This window comes from Variovorax sp. SRS16, from assembly GCF_901827165.1.
Classification (GTDB): domain Bacteria; phylum Pseudomonadota; class Gammaproteobacteria; order Burkholderiales; family Burkholderiaceae_C; genus Variovorax.
The window spans coordinates 1,851,632-1,865,238 of the sequence record NZ_LR594666.1 but is presented as its reverse complement, the minus strand read 5'-3'; the positions used below and the strand labels follow the sequence as shown (position 1 = coordinate 1,865,238).

Annotated in this window: 13 protein-coding genes; 12 read left to right on the top strand and 1 reads right to left on the bottom strand. The window is 67.8% G+C overall.

Features of this window, described 5'->3' with window-relative positions:
• The first annotated feature begins 9 nt into the window (after positions 1–9).
• The 7 genes from E5P2_RS09090 (at position 10) to E5P2_RS09060 (ending at position 7,094) form a co-directional block, all read left to right on the top strand.
• Positions 10–990 carry a tripartite tricarboxylate transporter substrate binding protein gene (locus E5P2_RS09090; RefSeq protein ID WP_162566779.1) on the top strand — a complete coding sequence of 327 codons (981 nt, stop codon included), beginning with the start codon at positions 10–12 and terminating at the stop codon, positions 988–990.
• Between the two features lie 8 nt (positions 991–998).
• Positions 999–2,258 carry an acetyl-CoA hydrolase/transferase family protein gene (locus tag E5P2_RS09085; RefSeq protein ID WP_162566778.1) on the top strand — a complete coding sequence of 420 codons (1,260 nt, stop codon included), beginning with the start codon at positions 999–1,001 and terminating at the stop codon, positions 2,256–2,258.
• Positions 2,255–3,037 carry an enoyl-CoA hydratase/isomerase family protein gene (locus tag E5P2_RS09080; protein ID WP_162566777.1) on the top strand — a complete coding sequence of 261 codons (783 nt, stop codon included), beginning with the start codon at positions 2,255–2,257 and terminating at the stop codon, positions 3,035–3,037. The genes E5P2_RS09085 and E5P2_RS09080 overlap by 4 nt, the downstream gene beginning before the upstream one ends.
• 58 nt (positions 3,038–3,095) lie before the next feature.
• A complete protein-coding gene (locus tag E5P2_RS09075; RefSeq protein WP_162566776.1) occupies positions 3,096–4,274 on the top strand; it encodes an acyl-CoA dehydrogenase family protein in 1,179 nt (392 codons plus the stop codon).
• Between the two features lie 2 nt (positions 4,275–4,276).
• Positions 4,277–5,152, top strand: a complete 876-nt coding sequence (locus E5P2_RS09070; RefSeq protein ID WP_162566775.1) for an HpcH/HpaI aldolase/citrate lyase family protein — start codon at positions 4,277–4,279, stop codon at positions 5,150–5,152.
• A gap of 84 nt (positions 5,153–5,236) precedes the next feature.
• Positions 5,237–6,496 (top strand): CaiB/BaiF CoA transferase family protein, encoded by a 1,260-nt coding sequence (locus tag E5P2_RS09065; RefSeq protein WP_162566774.1) that lies wholly within the window; start codon positions 5,237–5,239, stop codon positions 6,494–6,496.
• A gap of 13 nt (positions 6,497–6,509) precedes the next feature.
• Complete coding sequence (locus tag E5P2_RS09060) at positions 6,510–7,094, top strand: DUF2889 domain-containing protein (protein WP_162566773.1); 585 nt, start codon at positions 6,510–6,512, stop codon at positions 7,092–7,094.
• Here E5P2_RS09060 and E5P2_RS09055 read toward each other — a convergent pair.
• Positions 7,043–8,050, bottom strand: a complete 1,008-nt coding sequence (locus tag E5P2_RS09055; protein ID WP_162566772.1) for a LysR family transcriptional regulator — start codon at positions 8,048–8,050, stop codon at positions 7,043–7,045. The genes E5P2_RS09060 and E5P2_RS09055 overlap by 52 nt on opposite strands.
• Before the next feature lie 98 nt (positions 8,051–8,148).
• Here E5P2_RS09055 and E5P2_RS09050 point away from each other — a divergent pair, with 98 nt between their 5' ends.
• From E5P2_RS09050 to E5P2_RS09030, 5 genes are all read left to right on the top strand, one after another.
• Positions 8,149–8,637: a (R)-mandelonitrile lyase gene (locus E5P2_RS09050; RefSeq protein ID WP_162566771.1), complete on the top strand. Its 489-nt coding sequence runs from the start codon at positions 8,149–8,151 to the stop codon at positions 8,635–8,637.
• A gap of 34 nt (positions 8,638–8,671) precedes the next feature.
• Positions 8,672–9,655, top strand: coding sequence for an aldo/keto reductase (locus E5P2_RS09045; protein ID WP_162566770.1), 984 nt, complete (start codon positions 8,672–8,674; stop codon positions 9,653–9,655).
• Between the two features lie 125 nt (positions 9,656–9,780).
• Positions 9,781–11,349, top strand: a complete 1,569-nt coding sequence (locus tag E5P2_RS09040) for a Na+/H+ antiporter (protein ID WP_162566769.1) — start codon at positions 9,781–9,783, stop codon at positions 11,347–11,349.
• 269 nt (positions 11,350–11,618) lie between these two features.
• On the top strand, positions 11,619–13,058 hold the full coding sequence (locus E5P2_RS09035; RefSeq protein WP_162566768.1) for a tyrosine-type recombinase/integrase: 1,440 nt from the start codon (positions 11,619–11,621) through the stop codon (positions 13,056–13,058).
• Between the two features lie 303 nt (positions 13,059–13,361).
• Positions 13,362–13,604 (top strand): helix-turn-helix transcriptional regulator, encoded by a 243-nt coding sequence (locus tag E5P2_RS09030; protein WP_162566767.1) that lies wholly within the window; start codon positions 13,362–13,364, stop codon positions 13,602–13,604.
• Positions 13,605–13,607 lie beyond the last annotated feature (3 nt).

Here is a 13,607-nt window from a genome sequence, read left to right as displayed (position 1 = left end):
GACAACACCATGACCCTCAAGAACTCACTCACGCGGCGGACCTCGTTCGCCGCCTGCGCAGCCGCCTTGCTCTTCGCCTGCGCCACGGCGCAGGCCGCGTGGCCCGACCGGCCCATCAAGCTGATCGTGCCCTTTGCGCCGGGCGGCAGCAACGACAACATCGCGCGCGTGATCGCAGCCAAGCTGGGCGCCCGGCTCGGCCAGAGCGTCATCGTCGACAACCGCGGCGGCGCGGGCGGAACCATCGGCACCGACTACGTCGTGAAGTCACCGGCCGACGGCAACACGCTGCTGTTCGTCTCGAGTTCCATCACGACCAACCCCGCCATCAAGAAACTGAGCTACGACCCGATCAAGGACCTGACGCCGATCGGCGAGATCGGTGCGGGCGCCTTCGTGGTCGTGGTGGGGAACAAGGTCAAGGCGAGCACGCTGCAGGAATTCATCGACCTGGCGCACGCCAAGCCGAAGAGCATCAGCTACGGCTCGGCGGGCATCGGCGGCATCAACCACCTCGGGACCGAACTGTTGGCATCCGCGGCCAAGATCGAGCTCGTCCACGTCCCATACAAGGGCATCGGTCCGGCCTTCACCGACCTCATGGGCGGCACCCTCCAGATGCTCCTGCCGAGCCTCGCTTCGGCGGTGCCCTACATCAACGCGGGCCAGATGCGCGGCCTGGCAGTGACGAGCGCGCAGCGCTCGCCGCTGGCGCCGCAGCTGCCGACGGTGGCCGAGGCCGGCGTGCCGGGCTTCCAGCTCACGGTGTGGTGGGGCCTGACGGGGCCGGCGCACATGCCGGCGCCGGTCGTGAAGCGGCTCAACGATGAGCTCAACGCGGTGCTGGCCGCGCCCGATGTCGCCGAGTTGCTGGCGCGTGAAGCCGCCACGCCGCAGCCCGGATCGCCCGAGCAGTTCGGCAAGACGATCGCCGACGACTACGCGCGCTGGGGCCAGCTCATCAAGGACGCCCACATCCAGGCGGAGTGATGCGCGCCATGCCCCAGACTCTGCCCATCGATCAGCTCCGCTTCGCGGACTGCCTGCGCCCGCGCGATGTCATCGGCTGGCCGCAAGGCCCCGGCGAGCCGCTCGCGCTGACCGAAGCGCTCGTCGCGCAGCGCGCCAGCCTGACATCGGCCGAATTGTTCTTCGGCTTGTCGGCGTCGGACACGCTGCGTCCCGAGCTGGCCGATCACTTCGCCTTCCGTGCCCTCAATGGTGCGGGCGGCAGCCGGCGCGTCACCGCGATGGCGGACATCTATCCGTGCCACGTCGGTTCGATTCCTTCCCTGCTGCGCAGCGGCATCCTGCGCGTGGACGTGGTGCTGATCCAGGTCCGCGCGCTGCCCGCCGGCGGCTTCACGCTCGGCGTCATTGCCGATTTCACGCAAGCCCTGATCCGGCAAGCGAGGCTGGTGGTGGCGCTGGTCAATCCCGCATTGCCGCTGCTGGCCGGCGACGCCGTGGTGGATGCGGCGGACATCGACCTGCTCGTCGAGAGCGATGAACGCCTCATCGACATGCCGGACCCCGCGCCTTCTTCCGTCGAAGCCCTGGTGGCACAGCAGGTGGCGGCGCTGATCCCCGACCGCGCAACGATCCAGCTCGGCGTCGGCACGCTGCCGGCCGCGGTCGCGCACGCACTCGCCGGCCACCGCGAGCTGGGCGTGCACAGCGGCGTCGTCTCGGACGTGCTGGTGGACCTGATCGAGCAAGGCGTGGTGACCAATGCCCACAAGGGGCGCGATGCGGGCCGCACCGTCACCGGCGGGCTCTTCGGCACGCAACGCCTGCGCGACTTCGCGGAGCGCTCGGGCAGCGTCGATCTGCGCAGCGTCGAGTACACGCACCACCTCGCGGTCACGTCCTCGCTCTCGTGCTTCCACACCATCAATTCGGTGATCGAGATCGACCTGTCGGGCCAGGCCAATGCCGAGATCGCGGGTGGCCGCTATCTCGGCGCGGTGGGCGGCCAGGTCGACTTCGTGCGCGCCGGCATCGCTTCGCCCGGCGGGCGATCGATCATCGCCTTTCCTTCGACCACGCCCGACGGCAAGCACTCGCGCATCGTCGCCTCGCTCGAAGGCCGTCCGGTCACCACCGCGCGCAGCGACGTCGATGTGATCGTGACCGAGTACGGCGCGGCGCATCTGCGGGGTTGTCCGCTGCGCGAGCGCGCGCGGCGGCTTGCGGCCATTTCACATCCCGACCATCGCGACGCGCTGTTGCATGGACTGTGCAAGGAGCACGCATGAATCAAGATCTGTTCCTCGACGAGCTGGGCAACGGTGTCTTCCAGATCCGGCTCGAGCGGCCGGAGCGCATGAATGCGCTCGGGGTGGCGACCGTGGCTGCGTTGTCGCAGGCGATATCGGATGCCGCCGCGAGGCAGGCCCGCGTGCTCCTGATCCGCGGCAGCGGCCGTGCGTTCTGCGCGGGTGCCGACCTCAAGGAACGCAAGAGCATGGACCTCGCGGCACGGATGGCGCACAACGCCGGCATCAACGCGGCCGTCCATGCGCTCGCCGCATCGCGCTGCGTGACCATCGCCGTCCTGAACGGCCTGGCGCTCGGCGGCGGACTCGAACTGGCGCTCGCCTGCGACCTGCGCATCGCGGCCGCCGGCATCACGCTGGGCCTGACCGAAAGCCGCGTCGGCGCCTTCCCCGGCGCAGGCGGCACGCAACGGCTGCCGCGCCTGATCGGCGTGAGCCGCGCGCTGCAGCTGATGCTCAGCGGCGATCCGGTGACCAGTGAATACGCCCTGGGCATCGGCCTCGTCAACGAGCTCGCCGCGCCCGACGCCCTCGACGCGCGCGCGCTGGCCTTCGCGAATCTGCTGGCCGGCCGCTCGGCGCCCGCGCTCGCTGCACTCAAGCGGCTCGTCTACCAGGGCATCGAGCTGCCGCTCGCCGACGGGCTTCGGCTCGAGCGCGCGGCGCTGCCGGACATCCTCGGGTCGGCCGACTACGCCGAAGGCCTCGCCGCCTTCGCCGAGCGCCGGCCTCCGCGCTTCACGGGCGTCGTGGCATGAGTTACAGCGCGCCTTTCACCGAACCCTGCAATCCACCGACCCGACAAGGAATCACATCATGAGCAACCAGAGACTTCTACTCACCGAAGAGCAACGTTCGTTGGTGGGCACCGTCCGCAGCCTCGCCAAGGACATGGACTTCCGCGGCAACTCGATCAAATACCTGGACGGCACCTATCCCTGGGACAACCTGAACGCGTTGGCGAAGATCGGCGTGCTGGGCATGTCGATCCCCGAGGAGTACGGCGGCTCGAACCTGCCGGTGTTCGACACCGCGCTGATCATGGAGGAAGTCGCCAAGCACTGCTACTGCACGGCCATGGCACTCATGGGCATGGTCGGCGTGCAGGTCCGCGTCATCAGCACCTACGCGCCGGAGAGCATGAAGCGCGACATCCTGCCCAAGGTCTGCTCGGGCGAGGCGCACCTGGCGGTCTGCATGACGGAGCCGCATGCCGGCACCGACGTGCCCAACTACAAGACCAACACCGTGATCAAGGGCGATCGCGCCGTGGTCAACGGCGTCAAGACACTGATCAGCCGCGCCAACGAGGCGCAATGGTTCGTCGTCTTCACCCGCATCAACGGCACGCCCGGCCGCGAGGGCATCGGCTGCGTGCTCGTGAACCGCAACACGCCCGGCTTCGAGGTCACGGCGCGCTACCACACCATGGGCGGCGAGTACCTCGCGGAGATCCAGTTCAACAACTGCGAGGTGCCGGTCGAGAACGTGGTCCTGCGCGAAGGCGGATTCAAGAAGCTGCTGTCGGCCTTCAACACGCAGCGCTGCCTGAACCCGAGCGTTTCGCTGGGCCTGGCCGAGGCGGCCTTCGAGGAAGCCATCGGCTACGTGCGCGAACGCACGATCCGCGGCCACGCCGTGGCCGAGTTCCAGGGCATCCAGTGGAAGCTCGCCGAGATGTACCGCGACATCGAGGCCGGCCGCAGCCTGCTGTACCGCGCCTGCCTCACGGCCAATCCCTTTCCCGATCCGCACGACGCCGCGATCGCCAAGATCTTCGTCAACGAGATGGCGATCCGGGTCGCGACCGAGGCGCTGCAGGTGCACGGCGGCTACGGCTTCTGCGACGACTATCCGATCTCGCGCATCTACCGCGGCGTGCGCTACGGGACGCTGGGCGGCGGCGCCACCGAAGCGCTCAAGGACCTGGTCGGCAAGAAGCTGGTGGCCGACTTCGATCCCGTGGACGGCTTCCTCTCGATGGGCACGTTCTGATCATGCGCTCGCTGCTCTTCGTGCCGGCGCATGACGCGCGCAAGCTGTCCAGGGGGCTCGAATCCGGCGCGGATGCGCTGATCATCGACCTGGAGGACGCGGTGCCCGAGGCCGAGAAGCCGCGGGCGCGCGCGATGTGCGCCGAGTTCGTCAGCGCGCATCGCGAGCGCCTGCCTCTGTTCGTGCGCGTCAACGCACTGACGACCGGCCTCACCGCGGACGATCTGGCGGCCGTGGTGCGTGCGCGTCCCTACGGGCTCATGCTGCCCAAATGCACGGGCGGCCGCGACGTCGCGCTGCTCGACGCCCAGGTCTCGGCACTCGAAGCCCAGTACGACGTGGCCGCGGGCTCGTTGCGCCTCCTGCCCATCGTCACCGAGACCGCTGCCAGCCTTTTCGGCATGGAGAGCTACGCACGCGAGGCCGGCGCCAGGCTCAGCGGAATGTTCTGGGGCGGCGAGGATCTGGCGAGCGACATCGGCGCCCTGGCGAACCGCGGGCCCGATGGGCGCTACACCGCGCCCTATCAGCTCGCACGCGCGCTGACCTTGCTCGGCGCCACGGCCGCGCAGGTGCCGGCCATCGATGCCGTCTACACGAACTTCCGTGATCCCGAGGGCCTGAAGGCCGAAGCGGCCGAGGCGGCGCGCGATGGTTTCTCGGCCAAGGTGGCAATCCATCCGGACCAGATCGGCCCCATTCACGAAGCGTTCACGCCGTCGAGTGCCGATGTGCACTGGGCGCAGCGCGTGGTCGCCGCCTTCGACGCGTCGCCCGCAGCCGGCGCGATCGCGGTCGAGGGAAGGATGCTCGATCGTCCGCACTATCGCGCGGCGCAGCGGGTGCTGGCGCGCGGGGCGTCGGCGCAGCGCGGATGACGTCGCGAGAAGCCATCCGTCCATCCTTCATTCGATCCATCCATCCTTCATTCATTGCCAGCCCTGGCGAATCGCGGAGGCTCCATGCCCTCACCTGAATCCACGTCGAACGACGCCCGCACCGACTACCCGCTCGCCGGCCTCACCGTCATCGACCTCTCGCACGTCTACAACGGGCCGTACGCCACCTTCCTGATGGCGATGGCGGGGGCCGAGGTCATCAAGGTCGAACCCTTCCAGGGCGAGCACCTGCGCAGCCGCGGCGATATGGGCGGCGCGGCCCTCCCCTTCGCGATGCTGAACTCGAACAAGCAGCCCGTCACGCTCAACCTGAAGACGGAGCAGGGCCGCGCACTGCTGCGCGAGATGGTCGCCAAGGCCGACGTGCTGGTGGAGAACTTCGCGCCCGGCGTGATGGACCGCCTGGGCGTCGGTGCCGCGCAACTGCACGAGATCAACCCGCGGCTGGTCTACGGCTCGAGCTCGGGCTACGGCAAGTCCGGCCCTTACCGCGACTACCCGGCCATGGACCTCGTGATGCAGGCGATGTGCGGCGTCATCGATTCGACCGGCTTTGCGGACCAGCCGCCCGTCAAGTCCGGCGCGGCCATCTGCGACTTCATGGCCGGCATCCATCTGTACGGCGCGATCATGACGGCGCTCTACGAGCGCGAGCGCACGGGCCGAGGCCGCGTGGTCGAAGTGTCGATGCAGGACGCGACCTATGCATCCCTCGCGTCCAACCTGGGCATGCTGCACGCGCGCGGCGACGCGGCGCCGGCACGCACGGGCAACCGGCATGGCGGGCTCGGCATCTCGCCCTACAACGTCTACGAGACGACCGACGGCTATGTGGTGCTCAATGCGCCGGGCGATCATCACTTCCGCGCGATCCTCGAGGTCATGGGCCGGGGCGACCTCAAGGACGATCCGCGCTTCCTGACCCGCACCTCGCGCGTCGAGCACTTCGCCGAGGTCGATGCGCTGATCGGGGATTGGACCCGCTCGCTGGCCAGGAACGAGGTCGCCCAGCGCATGCTGGCCGCGAAAGTCCCGTGCGCGCCGGTGCGTCAACTCGCCGAAGTGATGCACGACGAGAACATGCATGCGCGCGGCAGCCTGCAATGGATCGACCACCCCGAACTCGGCAGCGTGGTGCTGCCGCACTCGCCCCTCGTCTTCGAAGGCACCGTGCGCCGCCCGATCGAGCCGAGCCTGCCGCTGGGCGCGTGCAACGGCGCGGTCTTCGGCACCTGGCTCGGCCATTCGCAGGAGGAGCTGGCCGCGTACGAGGCAGCGGGCGCGATCGGCCCGGTCCGGCCAGAGACGACAAGCCGCGCCTGAGAGCGCATCCGCCATGCCCTTGCCAGCGGCCGAACCGCGCCACGCATTGCACCAGCGCCGCGTCGAGTTGCAGGGCTACGCGCGGCTGGACGGGCTCTACGACATCGAAGCCCGCATGGTCGACACCAAGTCCTGCGCGATGACCCTCGGGGACCTGCGCCACGTGGCGCCGGGCGAGCCGATCCACGACATGTCGATCCGGCTCGTGGTCAACGACCGGCTCGACCTGATCGAGGTCGAGGCCTGCATCGATGCTTCGCCCTTCGCGATCTGCGGCGAAGCGACCCGCGTTCTGCAGTCCCTGAGAGGCTTGCGCATCGGCCCCGGCTGGTCGGGCGCGGTTCGCGAGCGGCTCGGCGGCCGCCAAGGATGCACGCATCTCGCGGAGCTGCTCGGTCCGCTCGCGACGGTCGCCTTCCAGACCTTGTGGCAGGTGCGGGAGTCCCTGCCGACACCGGTCGACGCGAGCGGGAAACCGCGCAAGATCGACAGCTGCCATGCCTATGCAAGCCACCGCGACGTGGTGCGCCGGCGATGGCCGCAGTACTACGACGGAGACGAGGCTGTCGATGCCGCGCGCGACGACTGGCGCGGGTAGGCCTTGCGCCCCTTCGCCTCGGCCGCCTGCAGCTCTTTCGCCGTCAACACGCAGGCCGGGTTGTCGACCAGGCGCTTGACCGCGAGGTCGATGAAGGCCCTGACGCGCCGGGGCTGGGCGGTGCGGCTTCCGTAATAGACGAAGGTGCTGGAGTGGTCGGCCACGTGCCGGGTCAGCAGCGGCACCAGGCGTCGCGCGCGAATGTGCGGCGCGGCGGTGACGCCGGTCAGAAGGCCGAGCACATGCCCGGCCAGCACGGCTTCGGTCTCCAGCGCTTCATCGTTGACGCACAGCGCGGGAACCACGGGATGCTCGACCATGCTGTCTTCGACCTTGACGTACCAGGGCAGAACCCGGCCGGTGCCCGGATGGCGAAAGGCGCTGCAGCGGTGCGCGGCGAGTGCGTCGAGCTTGTCCGGTGCACCGTGGCGGGCCAGGTACGCCGGCGCTGCACAGATGATGAGTTGAAGCGGAAACAGCTTGCGTGCGATGACGCCTGCCGCCGGCGAAGGCCCGACGCGAAAGCCCACGTCGACGCGGTCTTCCACCCAGTTGCCGATGCGATCGTCCAACTGCACGTCGGGTTGCACTTCCGGGTAGAGGCGGCAGAACTCGTCGAGCACGGGCCACAGCACGGGTGCGAAGGTCGAGCGCGGACCGACGATGCGCAGCGGCCCGGCAATCTCGTCCTTGGCCTGTCGCGCCATGTGAAGGGCGCGCTGCAATCCGAACAGCGCCGGCTGCGCGGCCTCGAGAAACTGCCGCCCCTCGTCGGTGAGCGACAGGCTGCGCGTCGTGCGGTGAAACAGGCGCACGCCCAGGTGCTGCTCCAGCTGCGCCAGGGCCTGGCTCGCGGCCTGCGGCGTCATGCCCTGAGCGGCGGCGGCCTGGCGCAGGCTGCCGAGCTCGGCGGCCTTCGCGAAGGTCTCGATGGAGCGCAATTCGTTGATCGGCATGACGGACTCCTTGTCATTCGATTATCAACAGCAACTTGCCAGTCCTTCAAGGCTTTGCTCGCTATTCGAATGAGAGTCGCAGGCCTACAGTTGCGGTCATGGATATCAATACCCGCGGCGAGGCCGCCCACTCCGCGCCATCTCCCCTGCCCGCTTCAGCATCCATGCAGGCGGACGCCGGCTTGCAGATCGCGCGCAACGGCTCCCAGCCGTCCGCCAGAGGGCCGGCCGACCACTTCACCGGGACAGTGCGGGTCGACCCGCTGTTCCTCCAGCCGCAAGGTGCCGCACGCGCGACGGGCGCCTATGTGACCTTCGAGCCGGGCGCGCGCACGGCCTGGCACACGCACCCGATCGGGCAGACGCTGATCGTCACGGCAGGTGCTGGCCATGTGCAGCGCTGGGGTGATCCGATGCAGGAGATCCGGCCCGGCGATGTGGTCTGGATTCCGGCCGGCCAGAAGCACTGGCACGGCGCATCGCCGACCACCGCGATGACGCACATCGCCATCACCGAGCAGCCGGACGGCAAGGCGGTCGATTGGCTCGAGAAGGTCTCCGACACCCAATACATGCAACAGCGCTGAACGGCGTCACCCACTTCAAGAAAGAAAGCAAGACATGCAACATCGACAACTCGGTCAAAGTGGTTTGGAGGTCTCTGCCCTCGGGCTCGGCTGCATGGGCCTGAGCTACGGCTATGGGCCTGCGACCGGTACCGCTGACGCCGTCGCGCTCATCCGCGCCGCCTACGAACGCGGCGTGACCTTCTTCGACACCGCAGAGGCCTACGGGCCCTTCATCAACGAACGCGTGGTCGGAGAAGCGTTGCAGCCGATGCGCGACCACGTGGTGATCGCCACCAAGTTCGGCTTTCGCGATGGCGAGACCGGCAAGGGGCTCGACAGCAGACCGGAACGCATCCGGCAGGTGGCCGACGAGGCGCTCGAACGCCTGCGCACGGACCGCATCGACCTGTTCTATCAGCATCGCGTCGATCCGCAGGTGCCCATCGAGGAGGTCGCCGGCACGGTGAAGGACTTGATCCGTGAGGGCAAGGTGAAGCACTTCGGTCTCTCCGAGGCTGGCGTCGACAGCATCCGCCGCGCGCACGCCGTTCAGCCCGTGGCCGCCTTGCAAAGCGAGTATTCCTTGTGGTGGCGCGAACCGGAGAAAGAGATCCTTCCGCTGCTGGAAGAACTCGGCATCGGCTTCGTGCCATTCAGCCCGCTCGGCAAGGGCTTCCTGACGGGCGCGATCGACGCGCAGACCTCTTTCGGCGCCACGGACTTTCGCAACACGGTGCCGCGCTTCGCGCCGGAGGCACGCCGCGCGAATCGTGCCCTGGTCGACGTGCTGGCCGGGATCGCTGCGCGCAAGCAAGTCACCCCGGCCCAGCTTGCGCTTGCGTGGTTGCTCGCCCGGAAGCCTTGGATCGTGCCGATCCCGGGCACGACCCGGCTGCACCGTCTCGAAGAGAACACCGGTGCTGCGTCCGTCGTGTTGTCTGCGGAAGATCTGGAGGAGATCGAGGCGGCCGTCTCGAGCGTCCCGGTCCAGGGTGCGCGCTACTCGGCGGATCGACAGAAGCTCGTTGGCCGATGAGCAGGCCGGCGCGGGAAGTCGGCCGCGCTCGCTGATTGGCACGCCACCGCATCCACGAGCTGCGGTGGCGATGCAATCGGAAAAGATGACTCGTGCCCGGGAGGCCCGAGAATGACAACCCGACCATGGCCACTTTCGAATGGATCATCGCGCTGCTGCTCGGCGCAGCGCTGCTTGCCGCGCTCGCGCGCAGGGTCGGCGCGCCCTACCCGACCTTCCTTGCGCTGGGCGGCATGCTGCTCGCGTTCGTGCCCGCAAGCCCCAACTGGACACTCGACCCGCAGCTCGCGCTGACGCTCTTCGTCGCGCCGGTGCTGCTCGATGCCGCCTACGACACCTCGCTGCGCGACCTGCGCGCGAACTGGCGGCCGGTGGCCGGGCTCGTCATCGCAGCGGTCGGCACGACGGTGCTGGCGGTCGCCTTCACGGCACGCTGGCTCGTGCCCGGGATGCCCTGGCCGGTCGCGATCGCGCTCGGCGCCATCGTCGCGCCGCCCGATGCGGCCGCCGCCACGGCGGTGATGCGCCAGGTGAAGCTGCCGCACAAGCTGCTGAAGATCCTCGAGGGCGAAAGCCTGTTGAACGACGCCAGCGCCTTGCTCGTCTATCGCCTCGCGATCATGGCGATGATGGGCGGGCATCTGGGCTTCGGCAGCTTCGCGCCGGTGTTCCTGCTGACCGTCTTCGGCAGCCTCGCGGCCGGTGTGGGCGGTGCCTACGTGCTGCGGCCGTTGACGGCCGGGCTGCGCGACGTGCCGATCGCGCTGATCGTGCAGTTCGCGCTGACCTTCGGCGTCTGGATCGCGGCGGAGGCCATCGGGCTGTCCGGCATCCTGACCCTGGTCGCCTACGCGATGACGGTGGCGCGCGGCATCGGACCGCGGATGCCCGCGCGCATGCGGGTGCCGGTCTTCGCGGTGTGGGAGGCGGTGGTCTTCGTGCTGAATGCGTTCGCCTTCGTGCTGATCGGCATGCAGCTGCGGCCGATCTGGACACGGCTCGCGGCCAGCGGCGCGCAGGCCGATGCGCTCGTCACGGCCACGGTGGTGCTGGGCGTGACGATCCTGGCCCGCTTCGCGTGGGTGATGACGTACCAGGCCATGAAGCGCCGGCGGACGCTCGCATCGGGCGATGCAGCGCGCCCGCGGCCGACGGTCGGCGGCGGCATCGTGCTCTCGTGGGCGGGCATGCGCGGCATCGTCACGCTGGCCGCGGCCTTTGCCATCCCCGAGACATTGCCCGACGGCACACCGTTTCCGTATCGCGACCTGATCCTGCTGTGCGCATTCGCGGTGGTGCTCGGCACGCTCGTGCTGCAGGGCCTCACGATGGCGCCGCTGATCAGGGCCATGGGCCTGACCGACGACGATCCGGTCGGCCGCGAGATCCGGCTCGGCCGCACGCACGCCTACAACGCGCTGCTGGAGGCGATCAAGGACGACGACACGCTGTCCGCGAAATTGCTGCGCAAGGAATACGGCGCGGTGGTCGAACTGAACACCAGCCAGACGCAGGACGCGCCGGTCGATGAAGTGCCGGGCGGACCGCTCAGGCGGCGCGCGATCGCCGTCGCGCGGCAGCGTGCGTTCGAGCTTCGGCGCGACGATGTGATCGGCGACGATGCCTACCGGGTGCTGGTGCAGGAACTCGATTGGGCGGAACTGAGCGCTGGTGGCGGCAGGGCGAACGACTAGGAAGGCCCAAGAAACACGAAAGGGCTAGCAGCGACTGCGCTGCTAGCCCTTGATTTCATTGGTCGGTGTGAAAGGATTCGAACCTTCGACCCCTTGCACCCCATGCACTTAAAAAGTGATTTCGGATGATCCGAAATGATCCGGAGTGACACAGAGAATTGAAGCCTAACTCATTGATTTACAACGGCTTATTCGGATTTCTTTGTATCAAGTCGCGTCAACACCCTACAATCTAAGCTCCCGATTTTTAGGGCAAGTTAGGGCACGACATGGCAAAACTCACTGTCAAGGCGATCGAGAGCGCGCGGCCGAAGGCTGCGCCGTACAAGCTCACCGTCGACACTGGCCTGTACATCCGCGTGTCGACCAGCGGCGAGAAGCGGTGGGTCGTCAAGTACGTGCTCGACGGCAAGCAGCGCGAGGCGCGGCTGCCGAAGCCCTACGGGGCCAACGGCGCGGGCGTGATGTCGCTGGCCGACGCCGTGACCGAGAACCAGCGCGTCCAGTCGCTGGCGCGCGCCGGCATCGACTTCCAAGAGCAGGCCACCGAAGCCCTAGCGCAGGCCCGTGCAGAGGCCGAGCAGAGGCGCCTCGCTGCGGAGAAGGAGCGCGCAGCCCTGCTCCCCTTCACGGCCATGTTCAACGAGTGGCTCGACGCTGGCGTGAAGCGCAAGGACGGCAACGACGAGATCCGCCGCGCGTTCGGCAAGGACGTGCTGCCGGCCATCGGCGGCAAGCCGGTGAAGCACATCACAGATGCGGACCTGCGCGGCGCGCTGGCGGCAATCGTCGACCGCAAGCGCAACCGTATGGCCGTGCGCGTCTATCGCGATCTGGTGCAGCTGTTCGGATGGGCCGAGAAACGGCAACCGTGGCGCGCGCTGCTGATCGAACAGAACCCGGCCGCCCTGCTGAACATCGAGACGATCGTCTCCAAGGACTACAACCTAGACGACACCCGCAAGCGCCGGCTCTCGCCTGCGGAGCTTCGCGAACTGGACGGCATCCTCCGCGCCATGGCGATCGCCTTCGGCGGCGCCGAGAACAAGCGCAAGCGCCAGGGCGCCCGCGGCCTGCAGCCGATGAGCCAGGCCGCGCTGTGGCTCTGCCTGTCCACGATGTGCAGGATCGGCGAACTACTGCAGGCCCGATGGGAGCATGTCGACCTAGCGACCGGCGTGTGGCGCATCCCCGAGGCGAACACGAAGCAAACCAACGCCGCGCAGGACGATCACATCGTCTTCCTGAGCCCGTTCGCGTTGCGTCAATTCGAATCACTGCGCAGGATCACAAGTGACAGCCCTTGGTGCTTCCCGTCGCGCAATCGGCCAGTGAACGACGAGGACCGCGAAGGCGCGCACGTCGACGTGAAAAGCGTCTCGAAGCAGGTCGGCGATCGGCAGACCATGTTCAAGGAACGCAGCAAGCCGCTGAAAAACCGGACCAACGACGACACGCTCGTGCTGTCCAAGGGCACCACCGGCGAATGGACGCCGCACGACCTGCGCCGCACCGGCGCCACGATGATGCAGAAGGCCGGCGTGAACCCCGATGTCGTCGACCGCTGCCTGAATCACGTCCTACCGGGCGGTAGCAAGGCCCGGCCCTCCTATCTCCAGCATGACTACGCACCCGAAAAGCGCGCCGCGTGGGAGGTGTTGGGCCGGGAGATCGAGGCCATCCTGAGTGACGCCAAAACTGCGCAATAGCTGAGGATTGACGCAACAGCTAAGTTGTTGATTAAATTGAAGTTTTTAGGATATACTCGGCGCAACTAATCGCACGCCCTGCCCGCTACCGGCGTGTGTGAATCCGCAGTCTCGCGGGCCCCTAACTAGGGATATCGAGGTGGCTGGGCGTAGCCCATGAAGCCGATGCTAGGGTAAGCCTGACACGCAAGCAGGTCGAGATGGAGCGCACCGCAAGGTGCAAATCGGTCGGAGTCGTAAATCCGGCACGGCGATCAATCGGGCAGGTTGGTCGATTGGAAAACCGTGCCTGGAATTACCTCAATGTCCCGTCCCGCGAAAGCTAAGCCGGCTATCCCTGCCGCACTCCAGAACTTCGACAACCTTCCGAACGCCGCCCACGTGCGCGTCGACGTGCTGTGCGGCCTCTACGCGCAGAGCATCGCCACGATCTGGCGCCGTGCGCGCCTTGACCCTGCGTTCCCGCGACCGCGGAAGCTCGGGGCGCAACTCACCGCATGGAACGTCGGTGAATTGCGCCGGCATCTGGAAGGGGTCGCAGCTTGAAGC

Coding starts and splice junctions, on each gene's coding strand:
- E5P2_RS09080 (WP_162566777.1), top strand. CDS start 2,255: ATGAATCAAGATCTGTTCCTCGACGAGCTGGGCAACGGTGTCTTCCAG.
- E5P2_RS09070 (WP_162566775.1), top strand. CDS start 4,277: ATGCGCTCGCTGCTCTTCGTGCCGGCGCATGACGCGCGCAAGCTGTCC.
- E5P2_RS09055 (WP_162566772.1), bottom strand. CDS start 8,050: ATGCCGATCAACGAATTGCGCTCCATCGAGACCTTCGCGAAGGCCGCC.
- E5P2_RS09090 (WP_162566779.1), top strand. CDS start 10: ATGACCCTCAAGAACTCACTCACGCGGCGGACCTCGTTCGCCGCCTGC.
- E5P2_RS09085 (WP_162566778.1), top strand. CDS start 999: ATGCCCCAGACTCTGCCCATCGATCAGCTCCGCTTCGCGGACTGCCTG.
- E5P2_RS09075 (WP_162566776.1), top strand. CDS start 3,096: ATGAGCAACCAGAGACTTCTACTCACCGAAGAGCAACGTTCGTTGGTG.
- E5P2_RS09045 (WP_162566770.1), top strand. CDS start 8,672: ATGCAACATCGACAACTCGGTCAAAGTGGTTTGGAGGTCTCTGCCCTC.
- E5P2_RS09060 (WP_162566773.1), top strand. CDS start 6,510: ATGCCCTTGCCAGCGGCCGAACCGCGCCACGCATTGCACCAGCGCCGC.
- E5P2_RS09035 (WP_162566768.1), top strand. CDS start 11,619: ATGGCAAAACTCACTGTCAAGGCGATCGAGAGCGCGCGGCCGAAGGCT.
- E5P2_RS09040 (WP_162566769.1), top strand. CDS start 9,781: ATGGCCACTTTCGAATGGATCATCGCGCTGCTGCTCGGCGCAGCGCTG.
- E5P2_RS09065 (WP_162566774.1), top strand. CDS start 5,237: ATGCCCTCACCTGAATCCACGTCGAACGACGCCCGCACCGACTACCCG.
- E5P2_RS09030 (WP_162566767.1), top strand. CDS start 13,362: ATGTCCCGTCCCGCGAAAGCTAAGCCGGCTATCCCTGCCGCACTCCAG.
- E5P2_RS09050 (WP_162566771.1), top strand. CDS start 8,149: ATGGATATCAATACCCGCGGCGAGGCCGCCCACTCCGCGCCATCTCCC.